The sequence below is a fragment of the Virgibacillus kekensis genome (assembly GCF_042654125.1).
Lineage (GTDB): Bacteria > Bacillota > Bacilli > Bacillales > Amphibacillaceae > Lentibacillus > Lentibacillus kekensis.
The window spans coordinates 1,068,993-1,093,532 of sequence record NZ_JBHSFU010000004.1; the positions used below are offsets into that span (position 1 = coordinate 1,068,993).

General features: G+C 43.1%; 19 protein-coding genes. 7 read left to right on the forward strand and 12 right to left on the reverse strand.

What is annotated here, in order from left to right; translation table 11 throughout:
- The first annotated feature begins 77 nt into the window (after window positions 1-77).
- Window positions 78-1,907: a putative bifunctional diguanylate cyclase/phosphodiesterase gene (locus tag ACFO3D_RS09305; protein WP_390295097.1), complete on the forward strand. Its 1,830-nt coding sequence runs from the start codon at window positions 78-80 to the stop codon at window positions 1,905-1,907.
- Window positions 1,908-1,950: 43 nt separating this feature from the next.
- Here ACFO3D_RS09305 and wrbA read toward each other — a convergent pair whose 3' ends face one another.
- From wrbA to ACFO3D_RS09335, 6 genes are all read right to left on the reverse strand, one after another.
- Window positions 1,951-2,562, reverse strand: a complete 612-nt coding sequence (gene wrbA / locus ACFO3D_RS09310) for an NAD(P)H:quinone oxidoreductase (protein ID WP_390295099.1) — start codon at window positions 2,560-2,562, stop codon at window positions 1,951-1,953.
- 191 nt (window positions 2,563-2,753) lie between these two features.
- The gene (locus tag ACFO3D_RS09315; RefSeq protein WP_390295101.1) at window positions 2,754-3,149 is read right to left on the reverse strand and encodes a DoxX family protein; all 396 of its coding nucleotides are present in this window, start codon (window positions 3,147-3,149) and stop codon (window positions 2,754-2,756) included.
- Window positions 3,150-3,401: 252 nt separating this feature from the next.
- Complete coding sequence (locus tag ACFO3D_RS09320; RefSeq protein WP_390295103.1) at window positions 3,402-4,010, reverse strand: flavin reductase family protein; 609 nt, start codon at window positions 4,008-4,010, stop codon at window positions 3,402-3,404.
- A gap of 20 nt (window positions 4,011-4,030) precedes the next feature.
- Window positions 4,031-4,972 (reverse strand): ring-cleaving dioxygenase, encoded by a 942-nt coding sequence (locus ACFO3D_RS09325; protein WP_390295105.1) that lies wholly within the window; start codon window positions 4,970-4,972, stop codon window positions 4,031-4,033.
- A 70-nt stretch (window positions 4,973-5,042) separates the two neighbouring features.
- The gene (locus ACFO3D_RS09330) at window positions 5,043-5,489 is read right to left on the reverse strand and encodes a MarR family winged helix-turn-helix transcriptional regulator (RefSeq protein WP_390295107.1); all 447 of its coding nucleotides are present in this window, start codon (window positions 5,487-5,489) and stop codon (window positions 5,043-5,045) included.
- Between the two features lie 101 nt (window positions 5,490-5,590).
- Window positions 5,591-6,424 (reverse strand): STAS domain-containing protein, encoded by an 834-nt coding sequence (locus ACFO3D_RS09335; RefSeq protein WP_390295109.1) that lies wholly within the window; start codon window positions 6,422-6,424, stop codon window positions 5,591-5,593.
- A 732-nt stretch (window positions 6,425-7,156) separates the two neighbouring features.
- On the opposite strand from ACFO3D_RS09335, the gene ACFO3D_RS09340 reads away from it, so the two are divergent.
- Window positions 7,157-7,951, forward strand: a complete 795-nt coding sequence (locus ACFO3D_RS09340) for a DUF2935 domain-containing protein (RefSeq protein WP_390295111.1) — start codon at window positions 7,157-7,159, stop codon at window positions 7,949-7,951.
- 303 nt (window positions 7,952-8,254) lie between these two features.
- Here ACFO3D_RS09340 and ACFO3D_RS09345 read toward each other — a convergent pair whose 3' ends face one another.
- Entirely contained in the window at window positions 8,255-8,803 is a 549-nt protein-coding gene (locus ACFO3D_RS09345; protein WP_390295113.1) for an EXLDI protein, read from the reverse strand.
- Between the two features lie 492 nt (window positions 8,804-9,295).
- On the opposite strand from ACFO3D_RS09345, the gene ACFO3D_RS09350 reads away from it, so the two are divergent.
- Complete coding sequence (locus ACFO3D_RS09350) at window positions 9,296-11,944, forward strand: ABC transporter permease (protein WP_390295115.1); 2,649 nt, start codon at window positions 9,296-9,298, stop codon at window positions 11,942-11,944.
- Window positions 11,945-12,050: 106 nt separating this feature from the next.
- On the opposite strand, the gene ACFO3D_RS09355 is transcribed toward ACFO3D_RS09350, so the two are convergent.
- Complete coding sequence (locus ACFO3D_RS09355) at window positions 12,051-13,457, reverse strand: SpoVR family protein (protein ID WP_390295117.1); 1,407 nt, start codon at window positions 13,455-13,457, stop codon at window positions 12,051-12,053.
- A 64-nt stretch (window positions 13,458-13,521) separates the two neighbouring features.
- Window positions 13,522-14,907, reverse strand: coding sequence for a TolB family protein (locus ACFO3D_RS09360; RefSeq protein ID WP_390295119.1), 1,386 nt, complete (start codon window positions 14,905-14,907; stop codon window positions 13,522-13,524).
- Between the two features lie 147 nt (window positions 14,908-15,054).
- Between ACFO3D_RS09360 and ACFO3D_RS09365 the strand changes: the two genes are divergently transcribed.
- A complete protein-coding gene (locus ACFO3D_RS09365; protein WP_390295121.1) occupies window positions 15,055-15,399 on the forward strand; it encodes a protein YmzB in 345 nt (114 codons plus the stop codon).
- 141 nt (window positions 15,400-15,540) lie between these two features.
- Here ACFO3D_RS09365 and yhbH read toward each other — a convergent pair whose 3' ends face one another.
- Complete coding sequence (gene yhbH, locus ACFO3D_RS09370) at window positions 15,541-16,710, reverse strand: sporulation protein YhbH (protein ID WP_390295123.1); 1,170 nt, start codon at window positions 16,708-16,710, stop codon at window positions 15,541-15,543.
- A 241-nt stretch (window positions 16,711-16,951) separates the two neighbouring features.
- The gene (locus ACFO3D_RS09375) at window positions 16,952-18,847 is read right to left on the reverse strand and encodes a PrkA family serine protein kinase (protein ID WP_390295125.1); all 1,896 of its coding nucleotides are present in this window, start codon (window positions 18,845-18,847) and stop codon (window positions 16,952-16,954) included.
- A gap of 163 nt (window positions 18,848-19,010) precedes the next feature.
- Here ACFO3D_RS09375 and ACFO3D_RS09380 point away from each other — a divergent pair, with 163 nt between their 5' ends.
- From ACFO3D_RS09380 to ACFO3D_RS09390, 3 genes are all read left to right on the forward strand, one after another.
- Entirely contained in the window at window positions 19,011-19,391 is a 381-nt protein-coding gene (locus ACFO3D_RS09380) for a YuzC family spore coat inner layer protein (protein ID WP_390295127.1), read from the forward strand.
- 211 nt (window positions 19,392-19,602) lie between these two features.
- Window positions 19,603-21,234: an acetolactate synthase large subunit gene (locus tag ACFO3D_RS09385; protein WP_390295129.1), complete on the forward strand. Its 1,632-nt coding sequence runs from the start codon at window positions 19,603-19,605 to the stop codon at window positions 21,232-21,234.
- A gap of 473 nt (window positions 21,235-21,707) precedes the next feature.
- On the forward strand, window positions 21,708-23,141 hold the full coding sequence (locus ACFO3D_RS09390; protein WP_390295131.1) for an aldehyde dehydrogenase family protein: 1,434 nt from the start codon (window positions 21,708-21,710) through the stop codon (window positions 23,139-23,141).
- A gap of 59 nt (window positions 23,142-23,200) precedes the next feature.
- Here the strand turns inward: ACFO3D_RS09390 and ACFO3D_RS09395 are convergent, their stop codons facing one another.
- The gene (locus ACFO3D_RS09395; RefSeq protein ID WP_390295134.1) at window positions 23,201-24,496 is read right to left on the reverse strand and encodes a Glu/Leu/Phe/Val family dehydrogenase; all 1,296 of its coding nucleotides are present in this window, start codon (window positions 24,494-24,496) and stop codon (window positions 23,201-23,203) included.
- Between the last annotated feature and the right edge of the window lie 44 nt (window positions 24,497-24,540).

The following is a 24,540-nucleotide window of genomic DNA, read 5'->3' on the forward strand; positions in this document are numbered from 1 at the left end:
TATAATCTTCTAAACGATAAAAAATGCCTAAATTCGACAAAGCTGTTATTTTTTTATAGAAAAGAGGTATCGTTGGCATGAAATATACTTGGCGGATTGTTTGTACGGCTATTCTATTAGTCTCCAATATTATTTCTGTCTATTTTGCAGAAAGCTTGTCACCGCTACAGGGCGTATTCCTTTTTGCAAACCTGTTTATCGGCTGGTTTATCGGGTGGCAAATCGATAAATATCTCCATTCCAAGCGAGAACTGGGATCAACCAGGAAAACCCTGGTTGATTACTCGTATGCGCTTGATTCCGCGGCGGATGCAATTGGCGTTCTTAATGGGAATGGTGAGGTGGAGTTTGCTAACGACGCCCTCTTGAAGCTGTACGGTTATCAGCATGGTGAATTGCTGGATCTTAACTGGCGAAACTTTGTCACCGAAGAATATCACGACAGCCTGCTGGCTATTACGAACTCAGAGCAAGAACGATCACGAGCAGAGGTGGTCGGCGTCACAAAAGAGGGAAGGACGTTTCCAATGGAAATTGCCATATCCCATATCAAAGAAACACAGAAAATAATAGGGGTAGTCCGCGATATTAGCAAACAAAAGCAGCACGAAGAATATATGATATATATATCGGAACATAACGAGCTGACAAAATTGCCTAACCGTCGCCGTTTACATAAAGACCTTGCTGTGTGTGAAAATCAATTAATGGATACATCTATCCTGTTTATTGATTTGGATAGGTTTAAAATCACCAATGATACGCTTGGCCATGATATTGGCGATGAATTACTAAAAGGATTTGCAGAACGATTGACGTACTTTAACAATGAATTTACCGAAGTCTACCACTTGGGTGGCGATGAATTTATTGTCTTAATTAAAAGATCCAGTACAGAATATATTGAGTCAGTTGTAAATGATTTATTGGAATCGCTGCAGGAACCGTTTTATATTGTTGGAAATCAAATTATTATCACATCCAGTATCGGAATCAGTATCTATCCTGAGCATACCGGAAATATAAATGAGTTGCTTAAATACGCCGATACCGCTATGTACTATGCGAAGTTGAGCGGTAAGAATACGTATAAATTCTTTAATGATGACCTCAAATTACAGCTGGATAGAAGGGCTTTCCTCGAGGCAGAATTACGAAAGGCAATCAATAATGATGAGCTGCACATCTGTTACCAGCCTAAGTATAGGTTGTCAAACCGCGAATTAGTCGGAATGGAAGCTTTAATCCGCTGGGAGAATTCAACGTTGGGCCCAGTCATGCCGATGGATTTCATACCCCTTGCGGAGGATATCGGATTAATTAACGAAATTGGAAAGTGGGTTATTAAGGAAGTTTTGGTCACGATGAATACGTGGATGGCCAAAGGATACCCTTTGGTGAAGGTTTCTGTAAATGTATCGCAAAAACAATTTAGAAGCGGAGAACTCGTACAGTATATCGAATCCTGCCTGAATGCTTATGAGATTGATGCACAGTACCTTGAGGTCGAAATTACCGAAAGTGTGCTGGAGGATTCCGAATTGGTCATCCCTCAGTTAAACGAGCTGAAGGACATGGGTGTGGGAATATCGATTGACGACTTTGGTACAGGTTATTCGTCACTTTCACTGATTAAAGACCTGCCGATCGATACACTGAAAATAGATCGATCCTTCCTGCGTGATGCCCTTAGCAATCAGAAGGAAAGCTCAATCGTAAAAGCAATTCTTAATATAGGTCATACGTTGAATCTCAATATGGTCGCCGAAGGAATTGAAACTGAGGAGCAGCTTAAGCTTCTATTGGAACTGAACTGTCCGGACGGCCAGGGCTATTTCTTCAGTAAACCACTTCCGCCAGATGAGCTGGAGGAAACAGTTTTAAACGGTACATTTGTACAGCAATAGAAAAGAGCCAATCTAAATTGGCTCTTTTCTATAAAATTTGGCTTTATTGATTCCCGTTTTTTACCCATTCAGCAACTGTTACAGTACGCTTAGCCTGATGCTTTACTGCGCCTTCTACATCTTCAATCATCTTACCGTCCTGATCAACGGATACACTGGTTCCATATGGGTTTCCTCCAGCACCAAATAATACCGGATCTGTATAACCAGGCGTAGCAATAATTGCACCCCAGTGCATCATGGAAGTGTACAGAGATAATAATGTAGCCTCCTGGCCACCATGAGGATTTTGTGCAGACGTCATAGCACTTACTACTTTGTTGATTGTTTTACCGTTTGCCCATAGTCCACCTTGTGTATCAAGGAACTGTTTCATTTGAGAAGGTACGTTACCAAAACGTGTCGGAGCACTGAAAATAATAGCATCAGCCCACTCGATATCATCGGAGGTTACTACTGGTACGTCCTTTGTGGCATCTGCAGTTGCTTTCCAAGCTTCATTTCCTTGAACAACTGACTCAGGAGCTAATTCCTCAACTTTTAAAACTTTAACCTCTGCACCTGCTTCTTTTGCTCCTTCTTCAGCCCATCTTGCTAATTGATAATTAGTTCCACTCATGCTGTAAAAAACTACTGCTAATTTAACGTTTGACATATTATTGGTCTCCTTTTTTTTACCGAATAATTTTTCAAAAAATCCCATGTCTTACACCTTCTTTTATTTTAGTTACTGCTACCCTTACCACCTCCATTGGAGGATAATGCTTTTTAAATGTTTTACTGTCCTTCTTTTTCCCTATTTAAAGGATTAAATTCAGCTTCATACATAAAAGATGGCCAGGGTAATTAACTTTGTGATTTCATGCCTTTGAAGGCGCCACCAAGAGAAAATAGCCTACTACCGTTTAGGACCATATAAATGGCAATCGTAAGTAGGATAAGATCGTAAGCATAACCATTCAGAAATCCGTTCGGCAATTTTACCGTAAATATTGCACCAACCAGTACAATACTAAAAAGCAGTGCAACTATCCGGGTCCCTATACCAAGGATTACAGCAATACCGCCTACCACTTCAATCGTACCTACCGCATACGCAAGAAACCCTGGAAGTCCAATACTCTCGAACCAGCCTACTGTATTCCCTATACCATCCTGGAACTTCGTAACTCCGTGAGCAAAAAAGACGAGACCAAGCACAATACGAAGCAAAAAAGTTCCAATTTCATTTCTGTTTGCCATAAAATACTCCTTTCGGTTTTTTATTACCAACAAGTATATTATCATTTCATATATTTCTAATTCAAGATATTAGTCCTGAAATAGCCTATTAAATACTAAATTGGGAAATATGGATTATAAATATTTAAATTCTTCTTCTTTCGCCTCCAACCATGACGGACGGCATCAGTTTTTCTCCAAGTTTACTTTTTGGTTCATCGACGGTAATCCAGGTGGATCGGTTACGATTTCGAAGCATGTTACTCAATCCAATTATTTCGGCCGTTCAATTTCAAAAGTCCGCCCGATTGTTGCATAGTTAGCTCCTGCCAACCTGCTTACAGCAGCAAGTCCTATTTGGTTGATTCGTCCTTTTTCATAAAGATTATCATCAATATGAAACTGAACCACTCTACCAATAATTAAATCGCTCCCAGGTGCATCTTCATCTCCGACCTTGAGCGTATGCTCCAACTTACATTCCAGTCGGACTTTCGCCTGCTTAACGCCGGGAACAGATATTTTTTCACTAGGCACTGGCGTTAATCCCGCCAGTTCAATTTCACTCTCGTTGGATGGCAGGCTGGCTGCCGTTTTATTCACTTTTTCCACGTTTTGTTCATCGACAATGTGGACGACAAATTCTTCTTTCACCAAAATGTTCCGTACAGTGTCTTTCTGTTTTCCCCCGGAACGTTGAATGGAAAGTGAAATCATTGGCGGATTAGAAGTTACGATATTAAAATAACTGAAAGGGGCACCGTTTAGGACACCTGTATCTGAAAGACTGGTTACAAAAGCAATTGGTCTTGGTATAATACTGCCAATCAGAAATTTATAGTTTTCCCGTTCTGTATTATGTGAAGGATCAATCGAAAGCATCGCAATCATTCCTTTTTATTTTATTTATCCAATTCTTTTACCTCGATTGGTATTAAACGGCTTTCAAGCTGCTCTCTGTACTTCTCGTACTGCTGCGGAAGCATTAATTTTTCTCCCATTGTTTCTTCCGACTCATCGTGTGCGAACCCTGGAGGATCTGTGGCAATCTCGAATAATATTTCGCCATGCTCTCTGAAGTAAATGGCATTAAAATAGTTTCTATCCTGTACAGGCGTCACGCCATATCCTTTAGCTGCCACATATTTCTGCCACTCAAGCTGATCGTTATCATCGGTGGCTCTCCATGCGATATGGTGTACTGTTCCAACCCCCATTTGACCCCGTTCGGTTGCAACTCTTTTCAAATCAATAACGTTTCCGATATCTCCTGGAGAGCGGAAGCGAATATAATCTCCTTCTTCACCAACCCTTTCCAGACCCATGATGTTTTCCAATAGGTCGGCAGTTTTGCTTGGATGAGCAGATAATAGCGTGGCCCCACCGAATCCTTTGATAGCTACTTCTGGTATTACTTCACCAAACTCCCAGGTATTCATTTCGCCTTCCTCACGTTCCACGATTTCCAAACGAAGACCATGCGAGTCCTCAAACTGAAGATAACGCTCACCAAATCGTTCAACTTCGCCATACGAAACGTTGAATTTTTCTAAGCGCTTTTGCCAAAATGCCATAGCTCCTCTTGGTACAATATATGATGTAATACCAACCTGCCCATCACCAATCTTGCCTTGGTATGCACCCGCCCATGGGAAGAAGGTAATAATGGTACCTGGCTTCCCGCCTTTATCACCGAAATACAGATGATAGGTGCCCGGGTCATCAAAATTCACAGTTTGTTTTACAAGGCGCAAACCTAGAACACCAGCATAAAAATCTACGTTCTCCTGTGGGTGACCAACGATTGCGGTAATATGGTGAATACCCATTGTGTGTTTATTCATTTCATTCACTCCTCATTTGGTGTTATTTTAAATTAATATATTATCAATTCGAGATATATAGGTAAAAAAATTAAATGCCTTGGGCGTACAATCCCATTTTTTTTAGTTTTTCTATCATATCTTTTTTTTCATTTGTGTCCAGCCCGGACATTATATCCTGGATTGCTGATGTATGCTTCGGAAAAACTTTATCCATAAGTTCTTTTCCCGCTGCTGTAATAACTGCATGAGTGACACGGCGATCAGTAGGACATGGTTTTCTCTCTAATAGGCTTTTCTTTTCCAATTTGTCTACCACATAAGTTATACTACTACTTGCAATTAATACCTTTTCGCCAATTTTCTGGATTGGCTGGTCGCCTTTACTGTAGATCAGTTCAAGAACAGCAAACTCAGTTGGATTCAGTCCTAGGCATTTTATATCTTCTTCTACACGCTTCTTAACGGAATCCAAAGCACGGTTCAGTACAATAAATAATTTTAATGATAATTCCTCGTCCAGTTTATTATCAGGCATCATTAATCCCCCTTTTAATATCTCGATTTCGAGATAATTATACATATAACTTCTCTCTTTTGTCAACTGGCTTTTAAAACTAGGGCATAACTGTCCGTGATTTATGTGGAATATTTCTGTAGTGTGCTTTCTACAGCTTGCTTTACCGTAGCATAGGACTCCATACTCGATAACTCAATACCGGCTTCTACCACTGAGAAAACCGTATCAGGTCGCATACCTGTGATGATAATATTAAGTCCCATTAGACGAAGCGTTCTTCCGATCTCGCGAAAAGCTTCCGCTACTTGCGGGTTAATAATTAGCGCTCCAGAAAAGTCTGCAATAACATGGTTGACATCCATGTTGTCAATTTCCTGCACAACACTATTCATAATATGTTCGGTGACCATCATATCCATATGACCAATCAATGGTACGACTACGATGCCATCCATTATAGGTACTATTGGTGTAGAAACTTCTAAAAGTTTCTTTTGGGTCTTCCCCTGACGTTCATCGGAGAGTCTTTTAAAAGAAAAGAAAGTTTCATTTAAGCTCACATCCAGCATTTCATTAATTCGTTTTATAATATAGGCGTTTTGGCTTACAGTTAAGTTAAGTTCAATACTGATTCTAGTTACAATGTCATTACATATCCTTCTAGTTGGTGGGTAGCGTACAACAAGTTCAGAAAACTCTCCCCCGGTTGATACTTGCATTTCCGAATTTCTCTCACTCCACTCAATAAGCTCTTCTGGTACCATCTTGGCTCTATCTTTAACGAGTGAATTCCCCAGAAACTCTAAAAGCCCGATGTACGTATCCACTGCTTGCTCTCTCTCCCATTCCGGAAGTTTGAGATTCAATTCTTGTATAACTCCATCGACAATTTCTCTAGCCAAAGTCTCTGCATGTGTACAAATATAATTTGAAAAAACGGTATATGAGGACATTTGTAACCAACTCCTTTTAATGCCTAACCTTGTATTCTCCTAGAGTCCCCTTGGGGAGGGTTATTCCGTTTTATAAGGATGACCGCTGCGAACATGACTCATATTTAATATTATGGTAAAGGGTGCGGACTAAACTGTCAAAAAAGTTTAACTTTTAGGGAGATATCCATGATTGATTCTTAACATCTGGCTACTTCCAAGCAGGATGCCAAGCGAAACAACAGCATAAAAATCCAGCTTGAATCACCTTAGAAAACTCGACATTCGTATCGTCTATAACAAGTGTGAAGGTTTTCTTGTACTATCTTCCGTAAAAACTTATAAATTCTGATAGTACAAAAAGGCGACTCGCATTGTGCTGCGTCGCTTAAATGGATCGCTAAATTAATTGTTCTACAGTTTTTCAGCTAACAATCTGACCCTGTCTAAACTAGTGCAGCAGGATTGTTTAAGAAAAGATTGGCGCAAGAAGGGGTTAGGTGAAATCAAGACACAGAAACGGAGCCCTTTAGAAATATCCAAGCCATTTTTTACTGATAATTTAATGGTGAAATTATGTGAGTATTGAAGAGTTAACTTGCGAATCACTGTTTTCACCTCACAAGACTAAGCAGCGAGGAATCTAAGAAAGCATCGAAAAAAGGTTTTAAACAGTCCTATGGAATAGCAAGAATAGGGACAAATTGACATACATAAATATGGGAAGGAAGAGTAAAATCGGGAGGGGATATATTGACGAATCCAATTGTAATGAGATCCTTGGATGAAATTCAATTTTGGTCGAGGATCATGAAGGAGCATGCTTTATTCTTAAGCTTGGGATTTACCTATGAACAGAATCAATTAATTGAAGAAGCCCAACAGTTCATCACCCTGTTTGATCGAATAGAAGAAAAGTTGGCAAGGTTTTCTATAAACTCGGATTTACGCCAAATTCAAGCCTTTAACAAAGAGGTTTATCAGGCAGCTGTTGCCATTTGGAGTTACAAAAGAAAAGTTTTAGGGTTAATTTTACGTTGTGAAATCCGAACAAATAACTTCCCATTATTAGTTGACCATGTTAGCAGAGAAGCCGCTTATTTTGCCAACAGATTAAAAGACCTCAACGAAGGAAAACTTGCCCCCGAACCTGATACGATTATCCAAGAAAATTTATTCTTCTTAAAGATTATGGCAGACCATTCCAAATTTATTGGACATCTTTTAGATCCTTCCGAAAGACAGTTAGTGGAACAGGCGAAAGAATTTACCCATGATTTTGATCAACTGGTTTTCCAGGCAGTTGATTTAGACTCTATGCGTCCCCAATCTGAAACTGTTCCAATGCTGGATCAATTCTTGGATCAAAACAGAGTTTCAGTAGTTTCATTACGGGATTTTAAGAAAACAGCAAGAGATTTAATAGAGGCTTGTCGCATTAAAAGTAATATTCATCCACTCCTAGCTGATCATACATTTAGAGAAGCTGAAAGATTTTTGGAAATTATAGATTTATTTGAGGACCATCTTTCAAGACCAAATCAGTAACAGTAGTCAAACGAGAGTTTGTGAATAAATGTTAAACACATTTTAAGTTTCAAAATTACACCTGTGTTGTTAAAGTTAGCAAACTGGTAAAAGCCGGAGAAATACATTCACATCTCCGGCTTTTATTTCACATGAACCGCCGGTGCATCCTATTCCCATCATAGGAAAAGACCGCCTGCTTTTCCTCCACGTTGGTCTCAATGTGGATATCACGCCCCCACAACTGGTAGATGTATCCGAAAACACAAGATACCGGAACCCGATATTACCCTTTATTAATTTGGCCATCCACATCCCCCTTTTTTATATATCTAGAAATTCATCGGTTTCACTTTCATCCATACTCTGAATAACCGTATAAAGGGCATCAGGTATCCCCCCTTGAAGTTCTTCTTTGGTCTCGACTACTTTCATGGAATAGCTGTTTGGGTTTGCGGAAATATCAACATCAATATCCAGGTCGATTCGTTTATGCAGTCTTTGGGATAGTCTTTCTTCAGTCTTTTTGGATAAGCTATCCACAAATCCCCAACCAAAAGAAACTTTGGTATACAATACATACCGTTCCTTTGCTGTTTTATATAACGTATATTCTGTTTTTTTATCTTTTTCTTCATCGATGTGTTGCGTTCTAACCAATTCTTTTCCCATAAACCGTTTACGGGTATACACGCCGTTCTCACCCAATCTGATGGCTATTTCCTCAAATCCTTTACTTTTTGCCTCTTCCGCTTTGATGAAACGCCTTAATGCTTCCAAAATTGTAGCTGAGAGATTGCTTCCAGCGAGTTTTTGCGCCTGTTCAAAGACAGGTAAGTCAGCCTCCGGTACATAAATTGTTTTATTTGGCATAATGGTCCTCCTTGTATATTATATGTATAAATATAATATACGTATATGTATAATGCAAGTATAAAATTGGGTTTTATTAAAATAGGGGTTGATGGAAGGAAAAGTTTAATAAGTTAACCGGGTTAAAACTCGGAATCAGAACGTTAAAGACACAAAACCCCCTTTGCCGAAGCCCGAAACCCAACTCCAGCCTAGGTCCTACCCCTTTACCGAACAATGTACAAGTTTTTTATAAGAATTAAAGATAATAGTTTAATAAGGTTATAGTGGTAAAATCACCTTAGTAACCTCCTTTTTCTTTACAGGAAATAAATAGTGAAAATTACATAGGTCACCTTACTATTGGTTTGGATGACAATAGGGACGGATATAAACATTTATTTAAAAATTTCAGATTATTATTTTTTTAATGGTTATTCTGTGGTTAAATATAACTAACAAATAGAGCTAAATATTGAAAATAATTCGTATAGATATGAGGGGGCAATTTGTGTGCTGCGTTTGATTTGGAAAAGTTGGTGGCGACATAAAGAGCGACTGATATTGCTTGTGATTGGAGCACTAATCATAAGTGCTGGGCTTAGTTACCTGATCGGACTTTCGGAAACCAGTAAAGGAACTGTAGTGGATACGTTAAGGAAAAATTGGGAAGCACAGTATCATATACTCGTTCGCCCGCCGGGTAGTCGTGGTTCTACAGAGAGTGAGGATCTGTTATCACCAAATTATTTAAGTGGACTGTCTGGTGGCATCAGTCTTACGCAATGGAATGAGATTAAAGAGATGCAGGATATTGATGTGGCAGCCCCATTGGCAATCCTGGGGTATACGACTTATCAAGTTACCCATACGACAGAGGAACTAAAAGAAATTTCTTCGGATTACATCTACAGAAAGACACGTGTGGTCAAAGAGAAAAACGGCTACGATCCTATCGTTTATCCTGAGGATACGCTTTATTATGCACAGGATAGCTTCTTTGCTGAGGAAGCAAAGGATAGCGCAGGTGAATTAGAGAGAGCGGGAAAGATTGGAATAAACGGATACGTGCTTCTTGCCGGGATTAGCCCTGAAGCAGAGGCAAAGCTGGTTGGACTGGATAAGGCAGTTATTGATGAAGGAATGAGCCGTTACTTTCAGCCCGGGGATCAGGCAAGCACCAGACACCAGGAATCAATTACCGATGAAGCAAGACCTGTACCTGAACAGCAACACACACAAATGCCAGTTTTGTTAAATGATAGTATCTATAATCGTACTCTTTATAACGTCACTCTCGAACGAATCAAACTTTCAACCAAAGAAAAGAGAGAGCTTAAACAACTGACAAAAAGAGAGGAAATCCGGGAATATCTTAACTCCCTGGAGGCAGAAAAAATAGGTGATTATTCCTACTCTTCACAGCAAGATTACCAAACCTTACTTTATGGATTGGCAGGAAAAATTTTAAACAAGGAAAAAGGATTTTCTGACACGGCAGAAGTAAGACTAAATCGCACCCTAAATCTAAGAGCTGGACCCGTCCAATATGACGCTGTAGAAGCTCCATTCCCAGAACGCTGGGAGTTTGCTTTCAGGGTGCAGCCGGTACAAAACAGCTTTTCAAACCAGTTTCAGGATGTATATGAAGGGTCTATTGACGGGTACCGGAAAATCCATATGATAAATGATTGGTCAGAGGAAAATTACCTTGATATGAAGAAGTTTATTCAACCCAATTTTATTGGGGTCTATGATTCCAGCAAACTACAGACGGCAAAGAATCCTTTAACAAAATTACCAATGCAAACTTATCGCCCGCCAACCGCCAAGCTGATGGTTAATAAGAAAGGTAATCCCGTCAATCCACCAGCTAAAATAACTCCTCGGGGTAGCCCAGGCGGTTTTCTGTTGGAACCTCCCACTATGTTAACGACGATAGAGGCGGCATCTCAAATAATGGGCGATAAGCCGATTTCCTCCATTCGGGTAACCGTCAAGGAGGTAGATCAACTTACGGAAGATAGTCAGCAAAAGCTTGAAGAAGTAGCTAGTGAAATTGAAGAAAAGACCGGGTTAATAACAGATATCACACTCGGATCATCTCCGCAGCCAACATTACTACATGTGCCTTCCTCAGGAGAAATTCCGGAACTCGGCTGGGTACAAATGCCATGGATCCATTTGGGAGCGTCCTACACCATATATAATGAAACAAAAGTCGGGTTCTCCGGTGTGATTGCGAGTGTTATGCTGGTCGCGCTTGCATATGTACTAGCCACAAACCTTGTATCCTTTTTAGCAAGACGAAAGGAGTTTGCTGTTCTTCTGGCTACTGGATGGAGAACGAGTCAACTGGTCCGCTTGCTGATTATGGAATCCCTAATGGTCGGAGCTTTTGTGGCAACTGTTGCCTGGATTATTGAGGGAATTTATTTTTACCAAAACCCGGAGAGTTTTTCAGTGTTCAAACTCATCATTGTCGGCGTGTTGGGACTCTTTATCTATTTACTGGGCGCCATTGGTCCAGCCATATTGGTATCCAGGCTCTCTCCATACGAAACGATGAAAACAGGTGAGATACGCCGAACTGCAAGAAGAGTTTCCCGTTCATCAGGACTGATTGGAATGTCATTCAATCATTTATTCGGCAAGTTCGGACGTAACACCATGTCCATATTCGCCATGGCATTCCCAACGATGCTGCTGGCATTCTTCCTGTTTGTGTCATTCAGGCTTCAGGGTGTGATGTACACTACTTGGCTAGGTCAGTATGCGGCATTACAGGTTGGAACATCTCATTATATTGCGATGGGGATAGCATTGGTTATTGCAGTGTTAACTACCGCTGAAATCATGTGGCAAAATATTGTGGAAAGAAAGCCGGAGATTGCTCTGTTAAAAGCAACAGGATGGAGGAATAAAAATATTCGGTTACTTGTCCTGTTGGAAGGAATTTGGACTGGATTAGCAGCTGGTATACTTGGTATGGCTTTAGCTGTGACGCTCATATGGATCATGTATCAGCAATTCCCAGTCAACGAACTTTGGTTACTCGCTGCGTCCGGAGTTATTCCGTTATTAGTCGGTATACTTGGATCCATTTTGCCTTCTGAGATTGCTGTAAGGGTCTTACCGAATAGAGGATTAAAAGAAGGATAAGCGCTTAATAATCGTATTAAACGTTTTGCGGAGACTGGGGAATAAACTAGAAAAAGCCGTGAGGGATTTTTCACGGCTTTTTAGTAGCTTATTTATCCTGAATATTTTATAAAAACCTCCGATGCATCCGGTTTCCGTCATAGGAGAATAATGCTTGTTTTTCTTCCACATTGGTTTCTATGTGGATATCACGCCCCCACAACTGGTAGATGTATGGAAGGACATTCTCGAGGTATTTGAGATCCAGTTCCGTACCCTCAAAATAATGCTTCAAATAAAGCTCACCGTTGCGTAGATAGTCACCGTTTTCCACACATATATACGGGAATCCGCCGTTTACGCGCATGGAAACAAGTTGATCGCGTACATTTTCGTAATCCTTGTCGGTAATCCGGTAATCGCGGCCTTGCTTCTCGAACAAGTACATATCCTCGCGCTGGACGAGTTCTTTGGTCAAATAATTGCGGATGAAGGAAATGTCACCCTCAATCTCGCGGACCTCAAAAATCTTTTCCCGCCCGGAATCCGGTTCTACACCAAGCATTTTCATTTCATCGGTTGGATTGTTGTAGCGTTCCTCGATATCCTCAAATATTTTCAGCCCCAGATAGTACGGGTTAATTTGCTGGCGTGATGGCTGAACGACATTCGCATTCAGGGTGGCAAACTCGATTGACTCGCCGCTGTTCAGGTCCATTTCGCGTAATATCCGTTGGTGCCAGTAGGAAGCCCAGCCTTCGTTCATGATTTTCGTCTCGAGCTGTGGCCAGAAATACTGCATCTCCTCACGCATCATTGTTAGGATGTCGCGTTGCCAATCTTCCAGTTCACGGCTATGCTCTTGGATAAACAGAAGCAGGTCCTTTTCTGGTCTTGGCGGGAATTTTTTACGCTTTTTGACCGGCTGCGGCTGATTGTCCTTCTTATCATCGAGACCCCAAAGATCATCATACGGTGTTTTGGCCGCCGGGATTTCCTCGTCAAAGTCATCTTCACTATTTGCCGATTGTCTTGGCCTGACGATTGATGGATCAATATGCTCCTGGATTGATAGAACGGCGTCCAAGAACTTTTCAACTTCCTCCTTACCATACACCATCTCATAGTTGGAAATCCGCTCAGCGGTGGCCGTCATGCTCTCGACCATATCACGGCGGGTGTTTGAGAAACGGACATTGTTTTTGAAAAAATCGCAGTGCGCGAGTACATGCGCGATAATGAGTTTATTTTGAATAAGGCTGTTCGAATCAAGCAAAAATGCATAACAAGGATTCGAATTGATGACAAGTTCGTAAATCTGGCTGAGACCTAGGTCGTAATGCAGCTTCATTTTATGGAACTGCTTCCCGAAGCTCCAATGCGTAAACCGTGTCGGCATGCCATATGCCCCAAACGTATATATAATATCCGCCGGGCAAATTTCATACCGCATCGGATAAAAATCAAGACCAAATCCGGACGCAATTTCGGTTATTTCTTCAATGGCGCGGTTGAGTGCCTTTGTATCCGTCAAAATAATCCCCCTCCAGGTGTTCTTTTTACAGTTTATGAGGGGAATGGAGAATGATGAACCACTATTATCGGTTTCCTAAAAAGTCGATTGTCGGACTGATCTCATCGATGTGCGCTTCATCCGCCCACAAGACGAAGTAATTATAGGTTTCTCCATTGATTTGAACTGGTCTCGGGTACCGGACAATCAGCGCTGCCTGGTTCTCCATTTCGGCTGGCTGATCGGCAGATGGGAAAATAAAACATGCCTCCTGTCCCTGAGTTCGTGTTCTGGTAATGCGAGGGTTAGAGCCGTATGGTTGCAACGGATGGAAGGCTTCATTTTGGCAGACTTCCTCGATCGGTTCGTCTGACGCTATGGCACTGATTTGAAAGAAACCATCTGGGCCTTCAAAACGCACATCGGTTACTTGCTGCCAGTTTGCCGGATATCGTAATCGAACACGGTATTCCTGGCTTACAAAGGTTCTCTTCCTGCGTTGTGTCGGAATTGGTGACCATTGCAGGGCGAAAACCGGTATACCTGCCAGAATTCGTGCCGAAGCCCCGCTGATAACATCCAACACCCACACTTCAGTTGCGTAATCCTCGGCTGTGCAACCCGACAAGTAAGCAATCCGACGTCCATTACCTGACCAGGTAACCGGAGTGGAGAAACAAGTGGATATAGCGATGGGACGATCACCCTGACCCCGTGTCCCAGTGGTGCGGATTTGGGAGTAGTATTGGTTGTTTTCCATGGCGGTGGCACTGTAGAGGATTGATTGTGAGTCAGGTGACCATTCCGGGTTGTAGTTCTTGGCTTGTGGTCCGCCTGGTATTTCAAAAACTTCACCGGTTATAAGGTCAATCGTGTAGATCAATGAGACACTAACACCAGGAGTCGTGTAAAGAATATATCGGCCATTCGGGGAAAGCCGTACGTTGTTATAACGGCCCTCCGTGTTTTGGGTAATCTGTCGTTGATTGGTGCCGTTACGGTCGATACGGTACAGCTGGCTTACTCCTGAATCATCTGGTGCCTGGTAAAGAAGTTCTTCTCCGGTTGGGAACCACTGTACATCGGTCGCTTGAGGCTGATTAATCCGATTAGCCCGGTGTGTGCGTGTGTTGTATATCATGATGTACGGATTTTTAGCGTAAGCGAGGGTCACACCATCCGGTGACCAGTCCAGATAACTGCCTGGTCCTTCTTCAAGCTGATCAATGGCTGCAATGGTACCCCGCTCCAGATTAACGACATAAATAACTGCGCCTCTCCCGACAAACGCTATACGGTTCAGGTCAGGCGACCAGTATGGTATAGAAAATGAATCGGCAAGTCCTGTGGTAAGGCGGGTGCTCGACCTGCTGAAAAAGTCGTATAACCAGATATCATACCCTGCTCCATCACCAGCAGTGTATGCGAGCTGGCCGTATTGATACGGGTTTCCACTATAAAATGTGTGCATGCAAATCCCTCCTGAAATATGCTTCTGCCCATAGGTTATTCATCTGGGGGAGGGAAGGTTCAACCGGGACAAAGGGGTCAGACCCCGGTGTCCCTGATGAATTTTTGTTTTGGTTGGTGGCAATCCTATGGGGAGGAGGGATATTTTATGGAGCATCATTTTTTATCGATCGAGGAATTTAATGCGTTGCTGGAACAATGGAGTGGGAAGAATGTTAAAATCACTAAACATGAAATGAATGATATTGATGAAACAGTAGTGGCACTTGATGAAATTTCATATGCGAGAAATACACGGCGGATTGATGATTATCAGCCAATGCATGAACTTCAGCTGAATGGTAACGGGATTACTGATACGTTATCGAGTCCTGCAGAACTTCCGGATTCACAGTACGAAATCCCGCTGGAGGATACGTCGCTATATGAGTTTGACGGAGAACGATTTCTAATCAGCACCGACCGTGCCGTATACAAAATTGAATTAGTCTAAAAGCATAGGAAAAAACCGGGAGTGACTTGCACCGCCCGGTTTTGTTTTATATTAGGATTTATAAAGAGTGTGTCTTTATAATGCTCTTTGTCAGCAGGTGTCACGTCCAGCTTCGAGGTGACAGGGCGTGCCGCTTTTATTCTAAACTGTCGCCGCTTCTGGTACGAAAAAGCCTTTCAGTGCGTGGTAGACATCCTGCTTTCCTTTTAAAATATGGTGACGGAACTTAGGATTTTCGATACTGCTGTATGCCCGCATGAGGGTTGACTGACGGTTATACATGTTTACCTCGGCATACCCGAACATATTGGATACATCCATAATTTCGTTAACCAGTTTTACACATCTTGGGTTATCCGATGTGACATTTTCCCCGTCCGAAAAGTGGAAGGGATAAATATTATAGCGAGTCGGATTATATTTTTCACCAATTAACTCGAGTGCCTGATTATATGCGGAAGAACAGATTGTTCCGCCGCTTTCACCCTTGGAGAAAAATGCTTCTTCCGATACCACCTTCGCCTCGGTATGATGTGCGATAAATGCAATGTCCACCGTTTCGTATTTGGAACGGAGAAATCTCGTCATCCAGAAAAAGAAACTGCGTGCGAGAAACTTTTCGAACGTGCCCATCGATGCGCTTGTATCCATCATCGCAAGCACAACTGCTTTGGATTCAGGCTTCTCTATATTATTCCATGTCTTGAACCTGAGATCGTCATTATAGATTGGCGTAAGGCCAGGTCTTCCTTCAGTCGCGTTACGTTTTATCGCGGTAAGAATCGTACGTTTTTTATCAATGTTACCCATTAATCCTTTTTTGCGGACATCGTTAAACTCAACGTCCTCAATGGTGATTTCATCCTGTTCTTTCTGTTCCAGGTTTGGCAGTTCCATTTCTTTGAAAAGTGCTTCTTCTAGTTCAGCGAGCGAGACTTCTTTTTCATAGTAGTCTTCGCCAGCCTGGTCACCAGCTTTCTTACCTTCGCCTGAACCACCTTTTCCCTGTTGGGGCTTACCCGGTTCACGGGCAATCACATCACCTACTTGACTGTCGCCATCCCCCTGACCAACATGTTTGGATTTATTGTGATTATAGCGAATTTTATATTCATCAAGTGAACGAATCGGGATTTTAACGACTTCCCGTCCGTTTGACATGATGATGCTTTCTTCGCTTATCAAATCCGGCAGATTATTTTTAATGGCATCCTTTACTTTATCCATATGACGCTGCTGATCCTGGTAGCCTTTGCGATGGAGGGACCAATTTTCCTTGGAGACGACAAAATTTTCTTTTGCTTCCTTCACATCTTCCCCTCCTGTCTTTTTTGCAGGAAGGAGAGGAAAAACCCTTCCTTCCTGCATAAGTGCAACTAAAGCTTTCGCTATACGAAATGGCGAAAGCTTAGTTTTCAATATTTTATGCAAGAACGGACAAACAAGTTATTCGAATCCGCCCATTTTCAGCTTTAAATCAGTAAAGTGTATAAAAATAACAAGACCAGGGTAAAACCAGTCTTGTTATTTTCCTTCAGTTATTGGACGGCGGCTACCGGTTAAGCAAGCTTCCCACATACCGGAGTAATTCGTTGGCTGAGACGGAGTTGTATCCGTACTCGTCAATCAGTCGGGCGATTACTTCGTTTATCTTTTTAAGCTGGGACTCATCCGGTGTTTTGGAGGATGTGGTGATCTTCACAACATCCTTCAGATCAGCAAATAGCTTTTTCTGAATTGCTTCGCGCAGGCGGTCATGCGAATTATAATCGAATCGTTTGCCTTTTCTCGCATATGCAGAAATCCGGATAAGAATTTCCTCTCTAAATGCTTTCTTGGCGTTTTCCGAAATACCAATCTGTTCCTCAATCGAGCGCATTAGTTTTTCATCAGGCTGCATTTCTTCGCCTGTCAGCGGATCGCGCAGTTTATTGTTGTTGCAGAATGCCTCAACGTTATCAAGGTAGTTATCCATCAACGTTTTAGCTGATTCTTCGTACGAATAAACGAATGCTTTCTGAACCTCTTTCTTGGCAATTTCGTCGTACTCTTTACGAGCAACGGAAATATAGTTCATGAAGCGTTCTTTGTCTTCGTCGGAAATTGACGGGTGCTGATCGAGTCCGTCTTTCAGCGAACGCAGGACGTCCAAGGCATTGATTGAAGGGATTTCCTTACGAATAATTGTTGATGATATTCGGTTAATTACATAACGCGGGTCAATACCGTGCATACCTTCATTCGAGAATTCTTTTGCCAGCTCTTCCACGTCTGCCTGATTGAATCCTTCCACACTGTCCCCGTCATACAGGCGCATTTTTTTGACCAGATCAACGCCTTGCTTTTTGGATTCTTCCAGACGCGTAAGGATAGAAAAAATAGCAGCTACACGCAGTGCATGCGGCGCAATATGCACGTGGGCCATATCACTTTCTTTTATCATTTTTTGATAAATGCGTTCTTCCTGACTTACCCGCAGATTATACGGTATTGGCATAACAATAATACGTGAATGGAGTGCTTCGTTCTTCTTGTTGGAAATAAAGGAACGGTATTCAGCCTCGTTCGTGTGCGCTACAATCAGCTCATCCGCTGAAATCAAAGCAAACCTTCCAGCTTTGAAATTACCTTCCTGGGTCAGTGATAAGAGGTGCCATAGAAACTTTTCATCACATTTGAGCATCTCCTGGAATTCCATCATTCCGCGGTTGGCCTTATTAAGTTCACCATCAAACCGGTATGCCCGCGGATCAGATTCGGATCCATATTCGGCGATTGTTGAGAAGTCAATGCTTCCCGTTAGATCGGCGATATCCTGGGATTTCGGATCGGACGGACTGAATGTGCCTATACCAACCCGTTTGTCTTCGGAAAGAAGGATGCGTTCGACCATTACATCTTCAATGCGCCCTTCGTATTCTTTTTCCAGGCGCATGGAATTGAGTGGTGACAGACTTCCTTCAATCCGGATTCCATATTCCTTATGGAAGTCCTCCCGTAAATGATGGGGTATCAGGTGAAGCGGGTCCTCATGCATCGGGCAGCCTTTTATGGCGTAAACCGCACCTTCATCTGTTCTGGAATATTGCTCGAGGCCGCGCTTCAGCATGGTGACGATGGTTGATTTCCCGCCACTTACAGGGCCCATCAGTAACAGAATACGTTTCCGGACATCAAGTCGCTTGGCCGCCGGGTGAAAATATTCCTCAACAAGCCGCTCAATCGAATCTTCCAGCCCGAAAATCTCCTCCCCGAAGAAATTGTACATTCTTTTCCCGTTCCGCTCGGATAAACCGGAACTTTTAATCATATTATAAACACGGGAGTGAGCTGTCTGGGCAACTTCGGGCCGTTCTTTGACGATCTCCAGGTATTCCGCAAATGTTCCTTCCCATTTTAAACGATTCTCTTCTTCACGATGGTTCTTCACTTTATTCAATATATCCATTATTGTTCCCTCCATGGGCGCGGTTTATATAGCTTATGCACGAGTCCACGCTATGATAACCAACACTTTTAAAGTGGAATAGGTAGTTAAAACTAGGTGATTATCACACAGACGGATGCCAGGCATATAGTATAGAAGTATTCATATGGAGGGGGAATTGATAGTGTACGCCCAAACCTACTTCTGTCCGCATTGCCGCAGTTACTTTAACTACCCGGCCGGGTTTCAGGAGTTCCGTCAGTATCCGGAGACAGACCCACAATTATTCGTTCAATCTGCACAGGAGTTCAAGAGTCTTTTAACAGATGCATCGGAAATTCTGGATGAACTTGCGGAGTCAGAGGACTTTGCTAAAAAGATCATGAGTGCAGCGCAGAAAAACAACAAACAAGAGGTCCAGCACCTCATCGATTCAATAGGTGTCGATTCTGACGTGAAGATTGACTACAATCCAGACAATCTCAATCTGAAAATGTCGTCACAGGTTGAAGATACGGAATGCTGTCAGCTCGAGATGGCAATCAGGTGGCGCAGGTTTCCATAATAAGAGGAGATACATTTTTATTCGGCGAATTTACCCGGGGATTCGGCCGCTTGCAACACCTATTCAGTTAATATTAGGCAAAATTCATCAAAATCAGAAGTCAGCAGTGCCACTATTCATGGTGGACAAGCATTAATACTTTTTTTACTCATAATAATGCCGCTTCTACAAAAGCTAGAAAAAAGTGATTTTTAAAAAAGGATGAATGCTGATGAAGGTAGCGGAGTTATTTGTAAAATGCCTTGAAGCTGAGGGGGTTGAATACGTATTTGGGGTGCCGGGGGAAGAAAATATCGACCTGATGGATGCCCTGAAGGATTCTAGCATTGATTTTATTGTTACCAGGCATGAGACAAGTGCAGCGTTTATGGCGGGTACATATGGAAGGCTAACCGGGAAGCCAGGTGTCTGCTTAGCAACTCTGGGGCCAGGAGCGACAAACCTCTTAACAGGAGTGGCAAATGCCAACATGGACCGGGCACCGCTTGTTGCCATTACTGGTCAAGCAGGGTTAAACCGACAGCATAAAGAATCGCATCAATACTACGACCTGGTGGCAATGTATGAACCGGTAACAAAGTGGAATGCACAGATTAAGACGGGCGAAATCACACCAGAAGTGGTCCGGAAGGCATTTCAGGTAGCTGGCAAGGAAAAATGGGGCGCAACCCATATTGATTTGCCAGAGGATGTGGCAGGTATGGAGGTTATATCCGCTCCGATCCAGCCAACAGAGCGCCCGCATACCGAGGCAAGCCGAAACACTATTGAAAGAGCTACCGAGATGATTAAACGAGCTGAGCACCCAATTATTCTTGCAGGTGACGGAATAAACCGTCAGCGTGCTAAAGAAGAAATGCGGAAGTTCGTTGATACCAGCAAAATCCCGGTTGTTCATTCCTTCATGGGCAAAGGAACCGTCTCGTGGGAGAATGATCTAAGTTTACTGACAGCTGGAATTGGCGGTAAGGACTATATTGACTGCGGGTTCGGTAGCTCTGACCTGATTATCACCATTGGATTTGATATGGCAGAATACCCGCCGAAGAACTGGAATCCGGAAGGCACAACACCGATAATCCATGTGGACACGGAAGAAGCCGAGACCGACGAATTCTACCCGGTGGTGCTGAATGTGCTTGGCGATATCAAAGCTAACCTGGAACAGCTCACCGAAACTGTCGGAAACCAGGAACGTGATATCAAATGGACAGCAGACGTTAGGAGAAAAACACTTGATGAGCTAGCTGCATTCAAAGAGGATACAAATTTTCCGGTAAAGCCACAGAAAATAATTGCAGACCTGCGGGAAGTGATGGGTGAAAAGGATATTGCGATTTCTGATGTCGGAGCCCATAAAATGTGGATGGCACGTCTATATCACACTTATGAACCGGATACATGCCTAATTTCCAACGGGCTTGCCTCCATGGGAGTCGCGGTTCCAAGTGCAATCGCAGCCAAGATGGTCAATCCCGAGTTAAACGTCGTGGCTGTTTGTGGAGACGGATCATTCCAGATGACCGGTGCAGAACTGGAAACAGCTGTACGGCTCAACTTGCCTATTATTGTACTGATGTGGCGGGATGGGGGTTACGGCCTGATTGAATGGCACCAGATGAAAAAATTCGATCGTGCTTCCTACATTAAGTTCGGCAACCCGGATTTTGGTCAGCTTGCCAAGGCATACGGTTTTGAAGCAATGGAAATAACCAAGGCGGAGGAACTGAAACCAGCACTGGAAAAAGCAGTCGCCATGAATAAACCTGTGTTTATCGACTGCCCGGTTGACTACAGCGAAAACATGAAACTAACCGAAAAACTTGGCGATATTATATGCTGATATCTTAAAAAAGCTTTCAACTGCGACATAACTGCTATATTGATTTCCGCTTCAGGCAGTCGCTTTCCGCGGGCACGGCTTCAGCCTCCTCGCGCAAACCCACCGCTGCGGGGGCTTCAGACACGTGCTGTTCCCGCAGGAGTCGACTGCCCTACGCTCCAATCAACCATAACAATTCCCTATTCAACGAAAGAGCAAATGGTCGGGTTTAGAAGGAAAATACCAGCGAAGGAAATATGCGGAGACTCCTGCGGGAGGAAAGGCATAGGTGAGACCCCGTAGTGCGAAGCACGAGGAGGCTCAACAGCCGCCCGTGGAAAGCGGAGTGTATTTCCGTAGCGTTGATAAAGCACTCTTTATTAGAGGAATGTTAGAAAGCACATCTCAAACTCTTTACATCACATCTTATATCAACTGTAAGGTTAAAGAGCGGCAAATTTAAGAAAAGTGCCTTTTACAAAGGAGGATAACGCATGCTAGGTTCCATCATAAACGGCAAGGAGTATAACGAAACGAAGGACAGCCTTCCAGTAAATAATCCCTATAACGGCGAGAAAGTATCAGAAATCGCCCTGGCATCCAAGGAATTACTCGATGAAGCAGTCAATAACTCATACGATACATTCCATGCAGTAATGAAAAAAATGCCGGCCCACCAACGCTCCGATATTTTGAGAAAAACGGCAGACCTGCTTGAAAATAAAGCCGAGGAATTTGCGCAATCCATTATGAACGAAGCAGGAAAGCCAATCAAGTCAGCCAGAGGCGAAGTACGCCGCTCCATCCAAGTGTTACGGTTTGCCTCCGAGCAGGCAAAACATATAACAGGAGAAGTCATTCCAATGGATGCTGCAATTGGCGGGGAGGGCCGCCTTGGGCTAGTTAAGCGAATCCCACTGGGAGTGGTTGCCGCCATCACTCCATTCAATTTTCCGCTCAACCTGTCACTTCATAAGCTGGCCCCGGCGATTGCGGCAGGTAATACGATTATTTTTAAACCAGCAGAAAAAACACCGGTTACTGCATATATGCTTACAAAGCTCTTTAGTGAAGCAGGTCTACCTGATGGTGTGCTGAACCTGGTTATGGGGACCGGAAAAGATGTCGGTGAACCACTGGTGCAGCATGATAAAATTCATAAAGTTTCTTTTACCGGCAGTCTTCCTGTCGGCAAGTCAATTCGGAAATCAGCCGGATTTAAAAAAGTGACACTTGAATTAGGCTCCAACTCACCAAATATCTTGTTTGACGATGCCAATATCGACGAAGCGGTCAAACACCTGGTAAAAGGGGCGTTCGCCTTCTCCGGGCAGGTATGTATTTCGGCGCAGCGAATTTACGTTCATAAGAGCATTCACGATACTTTCCTTGAAAAATATATAAAACAAACCGAAGCATTGACTGTTGGTGATCCATCCAGCGAGGATACGGATATCGGACCAATGATCTCCGAAGAGGAAGCCAAACGGGCCAAACAGTGGATAGATGATGCTGTAGAAAACGGAGCCACTATCGCAACCGGGGGAGAGCGCGATGGTACCATCCTCAAGCCAACCATTATGACCGACGTGAAAAGCAATATGAAAATCATTGCCGAGGAAGTATTTGCACCGATTGTCTCCGTTATTCCGTTTGAAGGTGAAGAGGAGGTTGTGGACTATGCCAATGATTCCATTTACGGTTTACAGGCAGGTGTCTTCACAAAAGACCTGGACCGGGCTCTTCGGGTAGCTGATAAACTTGAAATGGGTGGAGTATGGATCAACGAGATTTCTACGTATCGACAGGACAATCATCCATATGGAGGAGTCAAACAAAGCGGGATTGGAAAAGAAGGCGTTAAATACGCGGTAGAGGACATGACGGAGATGAAGTTCATCGGATTCAGACTCGAACAGCCAGAATAATAAACAGCATACGTAAGGCTCCCATTCATCACTTGGGAGCCTTTTAAATAGATATACATTCACGACGGATCTTCTTTTATCCATCCCCGGGCATGAAAGGCTTTAACCAGGTGCTTGATTGCAGCTGAATAGGCTGCCTCGCGCATCCTGCATTTCTTTTCCTGCCTGATTGAATAAATACGATCAAATCCGGTCACCATTTTTTCTTCGAGCTTTGTGTTCACTTCGTCTTCTTTCCAGTAATAGTTCATGGAGTTCTGCACCCATTCGAAGTAGGAAACTGTCACTCCACCGGCATTACACAGAATATCGGGAATTACAAAAATTCCGTTATCCTCCAGAATTTTATCGCCTTCAGGAGTGGTTGGCCCATTTGCCGCTTCTGCCAATATTTTTGCTTTAATCGAAGGGGCGGTTTTTGCAGTGATTTGGTTTTCAATCGCTGCAGGGACCAGAATATCGACAGGTAGGCCAAACATTTCTTCATTTGTAATCGTGTCGCCTTTGGAGAAATCGGATGCATTTTTTCCATCTTTTACAAATTCGAGTAACTCCGGAATGTCGAATCCTTCATCCGAGTGGATACCACCATTTGCATCCGTGATGGCAACCACTTTCACACCGAGTTCATGAAGAAACTTTGCAGTCATACTTCCGACATTTCCAAAACCCTGGATGGCGGCTGTTGCTTTGCTAAGATCCAGATCAAGTGCTTTGGCAGCTTCCCGGATAGTAAACACAACACCCCGTCCGGTCGCAGCGATCCTTCCCTGTGAACCCCCGACAATGAGGGGTTTTCCGGTGAGCATACCGGGAACATTATATCCACGCAGTTTATCGAACTCATCGAGCATCCAACCCATTATCTGCGGGTTGGTATTGACATCAGGAGCTGGTATATCCTTCTGCGGTCCAATAATCGGAGTAATGCTTCTGATATAATTACGGCTCAGCTCCTCAAGCTCCCGCTCATTCAATTCCTTGGGGTCAACGATGATTCCTCCTTTTCCGCCGCCCAATGGCAAATCGAGAATCGCTGACTTCATCGACATCCATATAGATAGCGCCTTAACTTCATCAAGGGTGACCGACGGATGAAATCGGATACCTCCCTTGGTCGGTCCCAGAACATCGCTATGCTGGGACCGATAGCCTGTAAAATTCCTGAGCTCGCCGTTGTCCATCCGTACGGGTACCGCTACTTCGAAGACCCGCATCGGCTTTTTAAGTATATGGTAGACATTCTCACTTAATTCAAGTGAGCTTACTGCCTCTTTAAGAAGATCTTTAACAATCTCATATGGATTTTGGTCATGGGTAGTAATATCAGCTTCAGCTTTATTCTGTTCGTTCATTGTTATCCCTCCAACTTTTTTACATCCATTACTCAATTTCCGCT

What these genes read in the sequence shown, in the direction of transcription:
- ACFO3D_RS09305 (WP_390295097.1), top strand. Translation starts at nt 78, where the DNA reads ATGAAATATACTTGGCGGATTGTTTGTACGGCTATTCTATTAGTCTCC.
- ACFO3D_RS09390 (WP_390295131.1), top strand. Translation starts at nt 21,708, where the DNA reads ATGCTAGGTTCCATCATAAACGGCAAGGAGTATAACGAAACGAAGGAC.
- ACFO3D_RS09395 (WP_390295134.1), bottom strand. Translation starts at nt 24,496, where the DNA reads ATGAACGAACAGAATAAAGCTGAAGCTGATATTACTACCCATGACCAA.
- ACFO3D_RS09375 (WP_390295125.1), bottom strand. Translation starts at nt 18,847, where the DNA reads ATGGATATATTGAATAAAGTGAAGAACCATCGTGAAGAAGAGAATCGT.
- ACFO3D_RS09330 (WP_390295107.1), bottom strand. Translation starts at nt 5,489, where the DNA reads ATGCCTGATAATAAACTGGACGAGGAATTATCATTAAAATTATTTATT.
- ACFO3D_RS09335 (WP_390295109.1), bottom strand. Translation starts at nt 6,424, where the DNA reads ATGTCCTCATATACCGTTTTTTCAAATTATATTTGTACACATGCAGAG.
- wrbA (WP_390295099.1), bottom strand. Translation starts at nt 2,562, where the DNA reads ATGTCAAACGTTAAATTAGCAGTAGTTTTTTACAGCATGAGTGGAACT.
- ACFO3D_RS09315 (WP_390295101.1), bottom strand. Translation starts at nt 3,149, where the DNA reads ATGGCAAACAGAAATGAAATTGGAACTTTTTTGCTTCGTATTGTGCTT.
- ACFO3D_RS09385 (WP_390295129.1), top strand. Translation starts at nt 19,603, where the DNA reads ATGAAGGTAGCGGAGTTATTTGTAAAATGCCTTGAAGCTGAGGGGGTT.
- ACFO3D_RS09345 (WP_390295113.1), bottom strand. Translation starts at nt 8,803, where the DNA reads ATGCCAAATAAAACAATTTATGTACCGGAGGCTGACTTACCTGTCTTT.
- ACFO3D_RS09320 (WP_390295103.1), bottom strand. Translation starts at nt 4,010, where the DNA reads ATGCTTTCGATTGATCCTTCACATAATACAGAACGGGAAAACTATAAA.
- ACFO3D_RS09365 (WP_390295121.1), top strand. Translation starts at nt 15,055, where the DNA reads ATGGAGCATCATTTTTTATCGATCGAGGAATTTAATGCGTTGCTGGAA.
- ACFO3D_RS09325 (WP_390295105.1), bottom strand. Translation starts at nt 4,972, where the DNA reads ATGAATAAACACACAATGGGTATTCACCATATTACCGCAATCGTTGGT.
- ACFO3D_RS09360 (WP_390295119.1), bottom strand. Translation starts at nt 14,907, where the DNA reads ATGCACACATTTTATAGTGGAAACCCGTATCAATACGGCCAGCTCGCA.